Genomic DNA, 13,387 nt, shown 5'->3' on the forward strand with positions numbered 1-13,387 from the left:
TACGCGCATCCGTCGCCAGCGGTTCGCGCGCCCATCGAAATCCGCTAAGAGGCGCCATGACCAAAATTCTCAAAGCCGGCGTGGCCGGAGCGGGCGTGTTCGGCGGCTATCACGCCAAGAAGTACGCCGAACTCGAGGGCGTGACCCTCGCCATGGTGTTCGACGTGGATGTGGCCCGCGCCAAGGCCCTGGCCGACCCCCTTGGCGCCCAGGCGACTGATGATCTGGCCGCCTTCCTCGCCGCCGTGGATGTGGTGACCGTCGCCACGCCCGCGGTTCATCACGCCGGTCCCGCCCTCGCGGCCCTGGAGCAGGGCAAGCCGGTCTATGTGGAAAAGCCGGTCGCGGTGGAGCCGGAAGACGCCGACGAACTGATCGCCGCCGCCCTGGTGCGCGGCCTGCCGCTCGCCGTCGGCCATCAGGAGCGGGTGGTGTTCCAGGCCATGGGCCTGCTGGACATCCCCGAACAGCCGATCCGCCTGGAAGCGGTGCGTCGCGGCACGCCCTCCGATCGCAGCCTGGACGTGTCGGTCGTGCTGGACCTGATGATCCACGACATCGACCTAGCGCTTACGGTCTGCGAAGCCGACCCCGTCGCGGTCGAGGCGGAAGGTGGCGCGACCCGCAATGATCTGTTTGACTGGGTGAAAGCCGAGGCGACCTTCGAAAACGGCTTTATCGCCACCTTCGACGCCTCCCGCGTGGCCGAGGCCCGCGAGCGGGCCATGAAGATCGTCTATCCTTCGGGCGAGGTGGAGATCGACTTCCTGGCGCGGACCTTCCGCAACACCACGCCGTTCCCGCTGATCGAGGACTTCAACAACACCCCGGCCGGCAAGGACCCCCTGGGCCGCAGCGTGGCCGAGTTCCTGGCCGCCGTCCGGGGCGAAAGCCCGCGCCCGGCGGTGACCGGCGAGGAGGCCGCCCGCGCCCTGGACCTGGCCCTGGCGGTGGAGCAGGCCGCCGAAGGCTGACGCGGGGAGGGGAACCGACGATGGTCGCACATGGGGACTGGCCCGTAGATCCTGGGATCATAGGACCCTTCCTCATCGCGGTTCTGCTGGTCGAACTGACGCCTGGCCCCAATATGGGCTATCTGGCCGCCCTTTCGGCGGGGCAGGGGCGCCGGGATGGCTTCGCCGCCGTGGCCGGCGTCACGGCGGGGCTGACGGCCTATATGCTGGCCGCCGCCTTCGGCCTGACAGAGATATTCCTGGTCAGCCGCCCGCTCTACGAGGCCTTGCGATGGGCAGGGGTGGCCTTCCTGCTCTGGCTGGCCTGGGACGCCTGGAACGGCGCCTCGGACGTCGGGACCGTGGACCAGAATAGGCAGTCGCGTTGGCGGCTTTTCCTACGCGGCTTCGTCGCCAATATCCTCAATCCCAAGGCGGCGATCTTCTACATCACCCTGCTTCCCAGCTTCATCCAGGTCGATCACGCCGCTCCCCGGACCCAGGCGCTGATTTTCGGCTCGCTGCATGTCGCGGTCAGCGCCCTGGTGCATTGTTCGATCGTGCTGGGCGCGGCGAGCGCGGCCAATGTCCTGGCCAAGGCCGGGAGGGGCGGCGACCTGTCCGGATTGCGCAAGGCCATGGGCGTGGTGATCGCCCTGATCGCGGTCTGGCTCGCATGGGAGACCCGTCGCTAGAAAAGGCGAGGCTCGCCTTTGTCGTCGTCCTCATCCCACGGCGGATCATCGTCGATGACGTCCGCGAACAGGGGCAGGGCGTCCTTGGCCGGGGCGGGCGGCTTGGCGGCCTTTGGTGGGACTGATTTGGGGGTGGGACGCGGCGGCGGTGGCGCCTCCTCGAACGCATCGGCGAAGTCCGGCTCGTCAAAGTGGTCCAGCATCGGCCGGGGGGCAGGCGCTGCCTCTTCACGCCGAGCGATGGGCGTGGGCGGCGGCGGGTTTCGGGTGCCGGGCGCGCGCTTTAGCAGGGCCTCGATGCGCGCCAGCCAGCTATTGGCTTCCTGCGCGGCTTTGGCTGCGGTCGGCGCGCTGCGCAGGGCGGCGTCGGACGGAACCCACAGGTCGAGCTCGAAGTCGGCGTGCTTGGGATCGTCAAAAACCAGACGCAGGGTGACCCGCTGCGCCTCGCCGTAGGTGCGGTCCAGGAACCGCTTGGGCTCGTCTCGGAAGACCCGGCCGACCGACTGACCGTCGATCAGCAGCTCGGCCCCCACCAGTTCGCTCAGCCTGTAGATCAGGCACCAGCCGCCCTTGTCCCAGGTCGTGGCGATCAAGCCGCTGGCGAGGCGGAAGCCCACGCCACGTCCACGGCCCCGGGCGATGATGTGCGCGTCAGGCGCGCCGTTCAGCACCTTGGACAGGGCGCGGCGGATGCGGCGGTCCTCGTCCAGCAGCCAGCGCGCGAGGCTACCCGCGAACGTCACCGCGGTCGCGGCGACGGCCAACATCACGAGGAGGCGGGCGAACTCAGTCATGCGGACCAGATTAAGGGCGAATCAGCCCGTCCGCGAAGGCCCCTAAAGGTCTAGCTCGATGACGACCGGCACGTGGTCCGAGGGCTTTTCCGTGCCCCGCACGTCGCGATGAATCTCGCAGGCCTTCAGGCGGTCGGCCGCCTGGGGCGACAGCAGGGCGTGGTCGATGCGGATGCCGTTGTTCCGCGGCCAGGCGCCGGCCTGATAATCCCAGAAGGTGTAGCCTCCCGGCGCGCCGTCGACTTGCATGTAGGCGTCCGTCAGGCCCAGGTTCTTCAACGCCCGGAACGCCGCGCGGCTCTCCGACTGGAAAAGGGCGTCGCCCAGCCAGGCCTTGGGGTCATAGACGTCGGCGTCTTCCGGAATGACATTGTAGTCGCCGGCGATCACCAGCCGCTCCTCCAAAGCCAGCAGGCCCTGGGCGTGCCGGTGCAGCCGCTCCATCCAGCCCAGCTTGTAGGCGAACTTGTCCGTGCCGATCGGATTGCCGTTGGGCAGATAGATTCCCACCACCCGGACAGGAGTATCGCCGCCGGTCACCGCTTCGATGAAGCGGGCCTGCTCGTCGGCGTCATCGCCCGGCAGGCCGCGCCGCAGATCCTCCAGCGGCGTCTTCGACAGCATGGCGACGCCGTTATAGGTCTTCTGACCATGGACGGCGACGTTATAGCCAAGGTGTTCAAAGTCTTGTGCTGGAAACTTCTCGTCGACGCACTTGATCTCCTGCAGCACCGCGACGTCCGGCTGCACCGTCTCGAACCAGGCCAGGACGTTCTCCAGCCGGGCGTTTACGGAGTTCACGTTCCAGGTCGCGATACGCATGAGATCTCGATAGCCGGCGGAGAATGAGGGAGCGCAAGCTAGTGCGCCTGCCCGCCACGCTCAAGAACAAGCGGAGGTCGGCGAACCGTGATATGATATTCATAAATCCGTCCGAAAGAGACGCGACATGATTGGGAGATACGTCTTGGACCATGGGCCGCGCGACATCAGTCGCCGCAGGGCCATGCTGTGGGGTCTGGCCATGTCCAGCATCGGCGGACTGGCCCAGGCCAGCCCGGTCGTGAGTCCCATAATCCCTCACGCGCCAGAGCTGGACGTCGGCATTGGCCAGGACAACGACAACCGCATCACCGCGCCGGTTTTCGTGAACGGGAAGGGACCTTTCCCTTTCATGATCGACACCGGCGCCAACTATTCGGCCATCTCCAATGAGCTGGCCGCACAGCTGGAGCTGCCTGACCGCGGCCCCGTCGTGCTCAATACGATTGTCGGCCCCGAGACCGCGGGTTCGGTCGAGGCCGGCGAGATCAAGCTGGGCAAGCGCGTATCGCGCGGCGTTCGCATGGCCTCGGTGCCTCGTCGCTGGCTGGGCGGGCCGGGCTTGATCGGTCTCGATCAACTGGCGACGCAGAGGCTCACCTTGGATTTCGCCAACGCCAGCCTGAAATTTGGCGGGCCGCCGGCGTTTGGCGACACCAGCGCCGTTTCCGTCCAGGCGCAGCACCGCTCCGGCCCGCTGACCCTGGTCAACGCCCGTATCGGCGGAGCGCTGGTCACCGCCTTCCTGGATTCAGGGGCGGACGGCACCGTGGGCAACCCCGCCCTGCGAGGCCTGATTTCCACGCGCCTCAAGCGGATGGCCTATAACGACACCTTCCTCTCCGCTCCTCTGATCAGCCCGACCGGCGAGCAGATCCCCGGAGAACTGGCGGTTCTGCGCCAGGTCAGCGTCGGCGGAATGGACATCAACAATCTGCCGATCGTCTTCGCTGACCTGCATACCTTCCGAATGTGGGACATGCATGAGCAGCCGGCTTTCGTGCTCGGGATCGACATCCTCAAGCGTTTCCGCAGCGTCGTGATCGATTTCCGGCGCGGGGAGGTGATCTTCCGTTTGCCCCACAGCAACGGGCTGGCGCCCTATGCGGGATCACGCATGCGGCGGGGGTGAGCCATCGGCGCCACGATCGGCGCTGTAAATGCCGATAGGTGTCGTTAGGCGTCTCTCTATGTCTTCCGGTCTTGACCCTCACGCGTCGAGTGCGCGACACGTGAGAACAAGTGTTTTGGGAGGCGCGCCCTTTGAGACTCAAGGCCCGGATCAAGCGTGAGTTGCGGTTCATCAAGGGGCTGCGTCGCACGCTCGGGCGCGTGAAGTCGATCGCGCCAGATTCCAGCAATCTGATCTGCGACGACATCGAGGCGGCGGTCGACAAGTTCCGGGACCGCGAGGCGATCACCTTCGAGGGACGCTCGCTCACGTACGGCGAGTTCGATCAGCTGGCCAACCGCTATGCCCATTGGGCCAAGAGCCAGTCCCTGACCCGTGGGCGGGTGGTGGCGCTCTACCTGCCCAATCGGCTGGAATATGTCGCCATCTGGTATGGTCTGGCCAAGGTCGGGGTGATCACCGCCCTGATCAACAACAACCTGTCCGGCTTGGCCCTCGCGCACTGCCTGAATATCTCGGGCGCGGGGCACATCATTGTCGATGGCGAGACCGCACCCGTGGTGGAGGGCGCCAAGTCCCTCCTGGAGCGCCCGGTTCAGCAATGGACCTTGTCGGCCGCCCATGGCGATCAGCGCGACCTGGTCAACGCCCTGAAGAGCTGCTCGCAACTGCGGCCGGATCGCCAGAACGTCCGGGGCGATCTGGTGGCCAAGGACACCGCGCTGCTGATCTTCACCAGCGGCACCACCGGTCTGCCCAAAGCCGCCAAGATCACCCACATGCGGTGCCAACTCTATATGCGCGGCTTCGCCGGCTCGACGGGCTCGCGCGAGACGGACCGCATTTATATCAGCCTGCCGCTCTATCACGCGACGGGGGGGCTTTGCGCCATTGGTGCGGCCCTGCTGAACGGTGGCGCGGCGGTGATCAAGAAGCGCTTCTCCGCCACCCACTTCTGGGACGACATCGTCTCCAACCAATGCACCATGTTCGTCTATATCGGCGAGCTGTGCCGTTACCTGATCAACCAGCCTGAACACCCGCTGGAGCGCGGTCACAAGCTGCGCATGGCGTTCGGCAACGGCCTGCGCGCCGATGTCTGGGAGGTGATGCAGTCACGGTTCGCCATCCCGAACGTGCTTGAGTTCTACGGTGCGACCGAGGGCAACGTCAGCCTGTTCAACTTCGACGGCAAGGTTGGCGCTGTGGGCCGGGTGCCCAAATACCTGAAGAAGCGCTTCAACATCCGGCTCGTGCAGTTCGACGTGGAAACCGAACAGCCGATCCGCGGCCCGTCCGGCTTCTGTATCGAATGCGGGCCCGGGCAGGTGGGCGAATGCCTGGGCAAGATCGACTCCAAGGACGCGCGATCAAACTTCACCGGCTATGCCGACAAGGCCGCCACCGAGAAGAAGGTGCTGCACGACGTCTTTGAAAAGGGCGACGCCTGGTTCCGGACCGGCGACCTGATGCGCATCGATGCTGACGGCTACTTCTATTTCGTCGATCGCATCGGCGACACCTACCGTTGGAAGGGCGAAAACGTCTCCACCAGCGAGGTCGCCGAACACCTGTCCGGCGTTGAGGGGGTGCTGGAGGTCAACGTCTATGGCGTGCAGGTTGATGGCTTCGACGGCCGCGCCGGCATGGCCTCGCTCGTGGTCGGGCCGGAGTTCGATATCAAGATGCTGGCTGACTGCATTGACCGGGAACTGCCGGCCTATGCGCGTCCTGTGTTCGTGCGCCTACAGCCCCAGATCGAGACGACGGGCACCTTCAAGTACCGCAAGATCGATCTGGTCCAAGACGGCTTCGACCCGGGCCGGATCAAGGACCCGCTGTTCTTCCGCCCCGCTGGCAAGGGCTTCGTCAAACTGACCAAGGTGGTCCACACCAAGATCGTCGAAGGCGGGTACAAGCTCTGATGTCTTACGCCCTTCGCATCGCCGCGATGGCGGCTGTCCTGGCTGTCGTCGCCTGCACGCCCAAGCCGCCTCCTGGCGTGGACGCCGAACTGCTGGCTCAGGAGATCGGCAATGCGGTGGGGTCTGATTCCACCTGCGTGCTGTTCGCCAAGGCTGGCGGGAATGGGGAGGTGGTCCACCGCTACGGCACGCACCTGACTTGCGGTCGGACCCTGCCGTCCTGCGAGGGAGGCAGTGTCACCGCCGCCGACATGCTCAAGCGGGCCGCCAAGGGCGAAGTGCTTTCCTTGAGCTGCGACACCGTGGTGGAAGACGCTCGCACGGTGGGCTGGGTCACCGGCCCCGTCGCCCAAACGGGCCCGGCCAAAGACCTGGTCTATGTGGCGGTGATGGAAGGCGACCGCGCCTTGCCAGGACGGGAAATCCGCACCCGGCTCGAGGCCGCCTTCCGGGTCGCCAAGCTCTAGCGAGCGGCCTCGAAAGTGGCCGACACGTCGATCCGGACGCGCAGTTCGCCGCCTTCGATCGGCGTCGAGTCTGCGGACTCACGCTTCATCGCCATCATCATCACCGGGCGAGGGGGCTCCGGCGAATAGCCGCCGGACTCGTTCAGCGACACCAGGCGCACGATCTTGTAGCCGGTGGCCTGCGCATAGAGAGCAGCCTTGGCCTCCAGCGCCTTCACCGCTTCGCGACGGGCGGCGTTCTCGGCGCCTTCGGGATCCGAAAGGCCGAAGCTGATCCCATGGATGGTGTTGGCCCCGGCGTTGACCGTCGCGTCCACGGCCTGGCCCAGCTTGGCCAGATCGCGCACCCGCACCGTCACCTGGTTGGCCGCCTGATAGCCGGTCAGCTTGGGCGGCTGGTTCTGCTCATAAACATACTGAGGATTGAGGTTCAGGCCCGAGGTCTGGATATCCCGGCTTTCGATGCCGGCTTTCTTCAAGGCGGCGATCACCTGGTTCATGCGTAACGCGTTGGCCTTCATCGCCTCGGCGGCGGTGGGGGACTCCACGTTCACGCCCAGGGTGATGGTGGCCATGTCGGGGGCGACACGGGTCTCGCCATAGGCCGACAGATTCAGGGTGGTGGCCTTGAACTGAGTGTCCGCGGCGGTGAGCACGGTCTGGGCGCTGGCGGAGGCCGCGCCGGCGGTGACGAGCAGCGCTCCCAAGGCGGCGGCGCGGAACAGGGTCTTCATCGATCAATCTCCAAGGCGGGGTTCCGCCGTAACGACCGGCGCAACTTGAGCGTTGCAACATGAACCGGAGCTTTAAGCCGCGTGCAGGTCATGGTAACCCGCGCATCCGGTTGCGCCGAAGCGCAAGTGGGGCCTGTAGCTCAATGGTTAGAGCCGACCGCTCATAACGGTCTGGTTGGGGGTTCGAGTCCCTCCAGGCCTACCAATTCCCGACCACGTCATGGTAATAAGACGCAAGCGCACGCGGCGTAGCTTCCTCTGGAAGCGCCATTGCGCCGAAGCGGTTGGGGTGACCGTTCCATCAGTTCTCAGTGCGGAGCACCCATGAATCAACCGACCCGCTTCGAAGCCGCCGCCCAATACACCGATGCGTCTGGCTTCATCGACGTGAAGAAGTTGATCGAGGCCTATCCGTTTGAAGATCACGTCCGGCGGGCGGACGAGTATTTCCGCACCATCGACGATCCTTGGGTGCATCACTTCCGCAAACCCTACCATGAAATCCACGATACGGCCGCGACGCTGTCGGGTTTCGCCGCGGTCCTGAAGCTGGGCAAGTTCAAGCCGGGACATGTGATCGTTGATTTTGGCTGCGGAGCCGGTTGGCTCAGCGCCGCCCTGTCGATGATGCGCTGCAAGCCCATTGGACTGGACATATCCGAGGGCGGTCTGGATATGGCGCGGCGCTTCGTGAACGAGCACCCGCTGCTGAGTACTCAGGACATCCGCTTCGAAGCGATCCGCAAGGAGAAGTCAGTTCCCCTCGACGACGCCTCGGTGGATCGGGTGATCTGCTTCGACAGCTTTCACCACGTGTCCGACCAAGCGGCCTATCTCAACGAATTCCACCGCGTCCTGGCCCCCGGCGGCCTTGCTATCTTTCACGAACCGGGGCCGCGCCATTCGCGCACCGACCAGTCGCAATTGGAGATGCGCGAGTTCGCCGTCATCGAGAACGACATCTTCATCGAAGACATCTGGGCCGACGCTCAAAAGGCCGGTTTCGTCGGCATCGAGATGGCGGTGTTCAACGAAATTCCGCTTACCGTCGATCTGAAGGGCTTCAATCGCGGCATCAAGGGCCTGCTGGCGCCTTGGACCTACTACAAGCTCGGCCTGCAGCTCATGCGGCAGATGAACGATAAGCGCGTCTTCGTCCTACGCAAGGCCGGCCCGCTCGATGGCAGCAGCCGATTCGCCGACCAGCTGGGCGGGCGCCTGGAGGTCGTCGAGCGTAGCTTCGAGCCTGAGAAGCGCATCCTCACGGCGACCTTGAACCTCGCCAATCAGGGCAGGGGCCATTGGCTCCCGTCGGGGGCCGGTTTCGGGGCGGTGAACCTGGGCCTGAACGCTTCGGGCCCGGATGGCGCCAAGGCCTATGCGGACGCGATTCATCTTCCTGTAGCGTCGGAAGAGACCACCGCCGGCGAGAGCCGCCGCGTGACCGTGAAGGCGGAAATTCCCTGGCAGTTGGGACCCGTTTTCAACGTCGAAATTCAGCTGGTTTCCGAGCATGTCGCCTGGTTTGGCGAACCGGTTCAGATTCTGATCTCGCCGGAAGGCTGAGCCGTCCCTATATGGCGAGCCATGGCTGAAGCATTCAACGACAAGATCCTGCCCGCCGAGAAGGCCGCCCGCTACGAGGAGGTCGCTCTGGAGATCGCCTCCGTACTGGATGGGGAGCCGAACCTGACCGCGCGCATGGCGACCGTGGCGTCGATGCTGGCCAACAGCTTTGATCACTACTTCTGGACGGGCTTCTACGTCGTCGATCCGGATAAGCCGCGCGAGTTGGTGGTGGGCCCGTATCAGGGCACCCTGGGCTGCTTGCGTATCGCTTTCGGCCGCGGCGTCTGCGGCGCGGCGGCGGAGACGGGCCAGACTCAGCTGGTCGAGGACGTTCACGCCTTTCCGGGCCACATCGCCTGCGACAGCCGCTCGGAGAGCGAGATCGTCGTGCCGGTGTTCGACGCCGCTGGAAAACTGTTGGCGGTCTTTGATGTGGACTCTGACAAGCCCGCCGCGTTCGACGCCGTAGATCAGGCCGGTATCGAGGCCATCCTCGCCGCCACCTTCGCGCAGGGCGGCTGATCTGTTGCAGCCCGCGCCGCTTTCGTTTCAAAGGGTCGCATGACAGGGACCCGCGTCGAACTGGATCAGGGCGCGCTCGCCAATGCGCGGGCGTTGCGCGACGCGTTCGGCTGCTTCACCACCGGGGTCACGGTGGTCACCGCCCGGTGCCCCCAGGGGAACAAGCTGGGTTTCACGGTCAATTCCTTCGCCTCTGTGTCGCTTGATCCGCCGCTGGCGCTGATCTGCGTGGACCTGAACTCGTTCAGCCTAGCGGGACTGGAGGCCAGCGGGTCCTTCGCGGTCAATGTGCTGCACGCCGGCCAGCAGGATCTGGCCCGCCAGTTCGTCCAGCGCGACGAGGACCGTTTCGCCGGCGTCGGGATCGAGAGCTGGGGCACCGGCGCGCCGATCATCGACGACTGCATGGGCAATTTCGAGTGCCGGATCAGCCAGGCCTTCGACGCAGGCGACCACCGTGTGATCGTGGGTGAAATCCTGCGCGTCCGGTTCGACCCCGCGCATGAGCCGCTGGTCTATCTGCAGGGGCGTTTCCGCAAGGTCCACGTGGACGATTAATAGACGTCCCTGCGGTAGAAGCCTTTCTCGGTCAGGTCCGCCATGGCCTGTGCGCCCAGGATGTCGGTCAGGGTCGCCCCGACCGCCTTGCCCATCTCGATCCCGCCGCAGACATAGATCGCCGCGCCGCTCGCTACCCACAGGCGCAAGTCGTCGGCGGCCTCCGCCAGGCGATGCTGCACATAGACCCGTTCCGCCTGGTCGCGAGAGAAGGCCAGGGTGAGGCGCTCGATGGCGCCTGCGTTCGTCCAGGCTTCGATCTCAGCCTGGTGGAAATAGTCGGTCGCCGCGCTGCGCTCGCCAAAGATCAGCCAGTTGCGACGCGCGCCCGCGGCGGCTCGCGCCTTCAGATGCGCACGAAGCCCGGCCAGGCCCGTGCCAGCCCCGATCAGGATCAGCGGCCTCGAAGGTTCCGGCGCGTGAAAGGCGCGATTGGTTCTGACGCGTAGGTCGATGTCGCCGCCGATCTCGGCGTACTTGGTCAACCATCCAGAGCCAACGCCCAGACCGCCGTCCGGCCGGACCATCTGGCGGACGATCAGTTCGATGCGGCCGTCCTGGGGGATGGAGGCGATGGAATATTCCCGGTGCGAGGGCGCGCCGGCTTCGTCCGGGCCATTGCGCGGGCCGATCTCGGCGATATCGCCTGCCGCCCAGGCCGCCGAACCCTCGGCCGGTTCCAGCGCCACATGCCAGGCTTCTCCGCCGGGGCTGCCGGGGTTGAGCAGGCGGCGTTCCACCAGCTTCCAGCGCTCATAGGCCGGCCGGCTCCAATCGGGAGCGTCGGTGACCCCGCTGATTGCGCTGAGTTGATGCTGCCAATGACGAAGGGCGCCTTCGTCGCCGTCGTCCACCTCGATCCGATCGAACAGCGGCGCGGCGCCGCGTTCGGTCAGCCACGCATCCAGCCGGCGGCCAAAGGCGCTGAAGTGGATGTAGGAGCTGTCGCCGAGCGACAGCAGGCCGTAGCTGAGCCCGGACAGGTCCGGCTCGATCGCCATGACCCTGCTGACAAACCGGGCGGCGGAATCGGGCGCATCGCCTTCGCCGGTGGTGCTGGCGACGAACAGCGCGCGCTTGGCGGCGGACAAATCCTGGGCCGTCACATCCCCGATGGAGATTACCCGCGCGCCGACTTCGCCTATCTGCAGGGCCTTGGCGGTGGTCCAGGCCAGGTCCTCGGCGAAGCCCGTCTGGCTGGCGTAGACGACCAGGACGGCCTCTCCGCCGCCGGCCATGGCCTCGCTCTGCCGTCTGGCGCGGCGGCGCATGAGGGCGCGGCGCAAGGCGACGCCCCCACAGAACAGCGCATAGGCCAGGATCGCGGCGGCGGCCCAGAGCAACCGTTCAACGGTAAGAGCGGGCAGGCTATTCATCGTCGAGCATGGCCGCGAAGGCCGAGGTCATGTGTTCGTCGTATCCGTCCGCCGAGCGAGCGACGATCACGGCCGCGAGGCTCCGACGCTCCGCGTAGGCCAGGCCAGCTTCGACACCGAGCACGGTGATGGCGGTGGCCTCGGCGTCAGCGCGCATACAGCTTTTGTGCAGAACAGTGACGGAGGCGGCAGGGTCGAAGACCGGCCGCCCCGTGCGGGGGTCCAGGGTGTGGCCGTACCACGCCCCGGCGTGACGGAAGCGCCGCCGCCAGTCGCCGGACGTCGCGAGGGCCAGATCGCAGGCGGCGACCACGAAACGATCGAGGTCCGTCTCCGGCGCGCTCTCCAGCTCAACCCACCAGGGCTTGGCGTCCTGCTTGACCCCGAATCCGTAGAGTTCGCCGCCGATCTCGATCAACGCCGAGATCACCCCTAGATCCTTCAGGCCGGCCGCCAGATGGTCGACCGCGAAACCCTTGGCGATCCCGGAAAAGTCGAGGCGCAGGCCGCCCGGTTGTTGCAGCCGCCCCAAAGCGTCGATGGACACGCGACGCCAGCCGATGGTCGCGGCCGCCGCGGCGCTCTCGGCGGGCGAGGGCAGGGCCTCGTTCACTACGCGCGGTCCGAAACCCCATAGATCGACCGCGCCGCCCACGGTGGGATCGAACGCGCCGTCGCTGGCCTTGGCGACCTCAAGAGCGCAGGCAAGAACGGTCGCGAAGGCTTCGGGAAGAGCGTGCCAGGAGCCCGCCTCCGCCACATTGAAGCGGCTGAGGACGGAGCCATGCTCCCAGGTGCTCATCTCATCGATCACCTGCTGCAGGCGAGCGGCGATCAGGGCCTCGATTTCATGCCGCGGCACGGTCCCAGGATCGATCAGGTTCACCGACCAGGTCGTGCCCATGGTCTCCCCGCGCAGGCTGAGCGGAGAGCCCGTCGGCCGCTCGGGCGCGACGGTGATCTGAGGGACCAGGACACGATTCATGGAAGAGGGTGGGCCGGCGACGGGCGGACCGCCGCCGGATCCGCTTATGGCTTCAGGACTTCGAGGACGGTGATGTAGCTGGCGGAACGCTGGGCGTTCGGCACGGTGGCCTTGTCGTCACGCACCGAAGCCTCCAGCCAGTACATGCCGGGCTCGGGCCACTTGACCTTGAAGGAGCCGTCGGCGGCCGTCTTCAGTTTCATCTCGTTCAGGCTGTCGCGATAGCGGATGCCGCCGGGAACGACCTCGACCTCGACATCGCCGGCCGGCTTGCCGTCGAGTTGCAGCTTGAAGGTCGCTTCCTCGCCGGCGAACAGGTCGTTGGGGTGGGTGACGGGGACCATCTCCAGGCCCTTGCCGGTCGGCGTCAGGACGGTCGTGGTCGGTGCGCCCTTGGTCACGAAGACCTCCAGGCGTCGCTGGTTCTGGCTGGTCCGAACCTCGGTCGCGCCGGCCGGGATCTCCGGGGGCGTTCCGCGCCAGCGCTTCGTCTCTGCGCCGACCTTGTAAGATCCGCTCAGCATGTCGCCGCCGCTCATCACCTTGTAGGTGCCGCTCTGGGTCAGATGCACGTCGAAGGTCGAGCGGTAACGGCCGGTCGAGGCGTTCTCGATCTTGGCTTCCGTGCCGTCAGGCGCGATCGCTTTCACGCCGTCCAGGCGCATGGGTTGGTGTTCAAAGTAGAACAGATCATTGGACACGGCGGCGTCCACCGTCAGCCACGGGTCGTTGCCAGACAGCACGGTGGCCGAGGGCAGCATCCACTGACGGTGGGCGTGGGCCGCCATCGGCGCGGCGGCGATGATCGCGGCGGTGAGCGCCAGGCGCAGGGTGTTCTTCATGGGTCTGGCT

The 13,387-nt window shown here is 66.0% G+C and carries 14 protein-coding genes and 1 tRNA gene; 9 read left to right on the forward strand and 6 right to left on the reverse strand.

The annotated features are described in order from the left end of the window. The first annotated feature begins 56 nt into the window (after positions 1 to 56). Both O5K31_RS07465 and O5K31_RS07470 read left to right on the forward strand, forming a co-directional pair. A complete protein-coding gene (locus O5K31_RS07465) occupies positions 57 to 974 on the forward strand; it encodes a Gfo/Idh/MocA family protein (RefSeq protein ID WP_269716673.1) in 918 nt (305 codons plus the stop codon). 20 nt (positions 975 to 994) lie between these two features. Then, entirely contained in the window at positions 995 to 1,648 is a 654-nt protein-coding gene (locus O5K31_RS07470) for a LysE family translocator (protein ID WP_269716674.1), read from the forward strand. Here the strand turns inward: O5K31_RS07470 and O5K31_RS07475 are convergent. After that, positions 1,645 to 2,445 (reverse strand): hypothetical protein, encoded by an 801-nt coding sequence (locus O5K31_RS07475; protein ID WP_269716675.1) that lies wholly within the window; start codon positions 2,443 to 2,445, stop codon positions 1,645 to 1,647. The two genes, O5K31_RS07470 and O5K31_RS07475, sit on opposite strands and share 4 nt — an antisense overlap. A gap of 42 nt (positions 2,446 to 2,487) precedes the next feature. Then, a complete protein-coding gene (gene xth, locus O5K31_RS07480; protein WP_269716676.1) occupies positions 2,488 to 3,267 on the reverse strand; it encodes an exodeoxyribonuclease III in 780 nt (259 codons plus the stop codon). 145 nt (positions 3,268 to 3,412) lie between these two features. Between xth and O5K31_RS07485 the strand changes: the two genes are divergently transcribed. The 3 genes from O5K31_RS07485 (at position 3,413) to O5K31_RS07495 (ending at position 6,791) form a co-directional block, all read left to right on the forward strand. Further along, positions 3,413 to 4,399: a retroviral-like aspartic protease family protein gene (locus O5K31_RS07485; RefSeq protein WP_269716677.1), complete on the forward strand. Its 987-nt coding sequence runs from the start codon at positions 3,413 to 3,415 to the stop codon at positions 4,397 to 4,399. A gap of 131 nt (positions 4,400 to 4,530) precedes the next feature. Beyond that, complete coding sequence (locus O5K31_RS07490) at positions 4,531 to 6,324, forward strand: long-chain-acyl-CoA synthetase (RefSeq protein WP_269716678.1); 1,794 nt, start codon at positions 4,531 to 4,533, stop codon at positions 6,322 to 6,324. Then, positions 6,324 to 6,791 (forward strand): hypothetical protein, encoded by a 468-nt coding sequence (locus O5K31_RS07495; protein WP_269716679.1) that lies wholly within the window; start codon positions 6,324 to 6,326, stop codon positions 6,789 to 6,791. Before O5K31_RS07490 ends, O5K31_RS07495 begins: the two co-directional genes overlap by 1 nt. Here the strand turns inward: O5K31_RS07495 and O5K31_RS07500 are convergent. Beyond that, the gene (locus O5K31_RS07500) at positions 6,788 to 7,525 is read right to left on the reverse strand and encodes an SIMPL domain-containing protein (RefSeq protein WP_269716680.1); all 738 of its coding nucleotides are present in this window, start codon (positions 7,523 to 7,525) and stop codon (positions 6,788 to 6,790) included. The genes O5K31_RS07495 and O5K31_RS07500 overlap by 4 nt on opposite strands. 129 nt (positions 7,526 to 7,654) lie before the next feature. On the opposite strand from O5K31_RS07500, the gene O5K31_RS07505 reads away from it, so the two are divergent. From O5K31_RS07505 to O5K31_RS07520, 4 genes are all read left to right on the forward strand, one after another. Continuing rightward, positions 7,655 to 7,730, forward strand: a tRNA-Ile gene (locus tag O5K31_RS07505). A gap of 119 nt (positions 7,731 to 7,849) precedes the next feature. Next, a complete protein-coding gene (locus O5K31_RS07510; RefSeq protein WP_269716681.1) occupies positions 7,850 to 9,091 on the forward strand; it encodes a class I SAM-dependent methyltransferase in 1,242 nt (413 codons plus the stop codon). A 21-nt stretch (positions 9,092 to 9,112) separates the two neighbouring features. Next, entirely contained in the window at positions 9,113 to 9,616 is a 504-nt protein-coding gene (locus tag O5K31_RS07515) for a GAF domain-containing protein (RefSeq protein ID WP_269716682.1), read from the forward strand. Between the two features lie 39 nt (positions 9,617 to 9,655). Beyond that, positions 9,656 to 10,174: a flavin reductase family protein gene (locus O5K31_RS07520; RefSeq protein WP_269716683.1), complete on the forward strand. Its 519-nt coding sequence runs from the start codon at positions 9,656 to 9,658 to the stop codon at positions 10,172 to 10,174. Here the strand turns inward: O5K31_RS07520 and O5K31_RS07525 are convergent. The 3 genes from O5K31_RS07525 to O5K31_RS07535 are packed head-to-tail and all read right to left on the reverse strand — an operon-like array spanning position 10,171 to position 13,377. Beyond that, positions 10,171 to 11,550: a sulfite reductase subunit alpha gene (locus O5K31_RS07525; protein WP_269716684.1), complete on the reverse strand. Its 1,380-nt coding sequence runs from the start codon at positions 11,548 to 11,550 to the stop codon at positions 10,171 to 10,173. The genes O5K31_RS07520 and O5K31_RS07525 overlap by 4 nt on opposite strands. Then, positions 11,543 to 12,535, reverse strand: coding sequence for an FAD:protein FMN transferase (locus tag O5K31_RS07530; protein WP_269716685.1), 993 nt, complete (start codon positions 12,533 to 12,535; stop codon positions 11,543 to 11,545). Before O5K31_RS07530 ends, O5K31_RS07525 begins: the two co-directional genes overlap by 8 nt. A gap of 44 nt (positions 12,536 to 12,579) precedes the next feature. Continuing rightward, positions 12,580 to 13,377: a DUF4198 domain-containing protein gene (locus tag O5K31_RS07535; RefSeq protein ID WP_269716686.1), complete on the reverse strand. Its 798-nt coding sequence runs from the start codon at positions 13,375 to 13,377 to the stop codon at positions 12,580 to 12,582. Positions 13,378 to 13,387 lie beyond the last annotated feature (10 nt).

Origin of the sequence: Caulobacter sp. NIBR2454 (assembly GCF_027474405.1) — a bacterium.
In the GTDB taxonomy this organism is placed as follows: Bacteria; Pseudomonadota; Alphaproteobacteria; order Caulobacterales; family Caulobacteraceae; genus Caulobacter.

What these genes read in the sequence shown, in the direction of transcription:
- O5K31_RS07520 (WP_269716683.1), top strand. Translation starts at nt 9,656, where the DNA reads ATGACAGGGACCCGCGTCGAACTGGATCAGGGCGCGCTCGCCAATGCG.
- O5K31_RS07465 (WP_269716673.1), top strand. Translation starts at nt 57, where the DNA reads ATGACCAAAATTCTCAAAGCCGGCGTGGCCGGAGCGGGCGTGTTCGGC.
- O5K31_RS07525 (WP_269716684.1), bottom strand. Translation starts at nt 11,550, where the DNA reads ATGAATAGCCTGCCCGCTCTTACCGTTGAACGGTTGCTCTGGGCCGCC.
- O5K31_RS07500 (WP_269716680.1), bottom strand. Translation starts at nt 7,525, where the DNA reads ATGAAGACCCTGTTCCGCGCCGCCGCCTTGGGAGCGCTGCTCGTCACC.
- O5K31_RS07495 (WP_269716679.1), top strand. Translation starts at nt 6,324, where the DNA reads ATGTCTTACGCCCTTCGCATCGCCGCGATGGCGGCTGTCCTGGCTGTC.
- O5K31_RS07515 (WP_269716682.1), top strand. Translation starts at nt 9,113, where the DNA reads ATGGCTGAAGCATTCAACGACAAGATCCTGCCCGCCGAGAAGGCCGCC.
- O5K31_RS07530 (WP_269716685.1), bottom strand. Translation starts at nt 12,535, where the DNA reads ATGAATCGTGTCCTGGTCCCTCAGATCACCGTCGCGCCCGAGCGGCCG.
- O5K31_RS07470 (WP_269716674.1), top strand. Translation starts at nt 995, where the DNA reads ATGGTCGCACATGGGGACTGGCCCGTAGATCCTGGGATCATAGGACCC.
- xth (WP_269716676.1), bottom strand. Translation starts at nt 3,267, where the DNA reads ATGCGTATCGCGACCTGGAACGTGAACTCCGTAAACGCCCGGCTGGAG.
- O5K31_RS07510 (WP_269716681.1), top strand. Translation starts at nt 7,850, where the DNA reads ATGAATCAACCGACCCGCTTCGAAGCCGCCGCCCAATACACCGATGCG.
- O5K31_RS07475 (WP_269716675.1), bottom strand. Translation starts at nt 2,445, where the DNA reads ATGACTGAGTTCGCCCGCCTCCTCGTGATGTTGGCCGTCGCCGCGACC.
- O5K31_RS07535 (WP_269716686.1), bottom strand. Translation starts at nt 13,377, where the DNA reads ATGAAGAACACCCTGCGCCTGGCGCTCACCGCCGCGATCATCGCCGCC.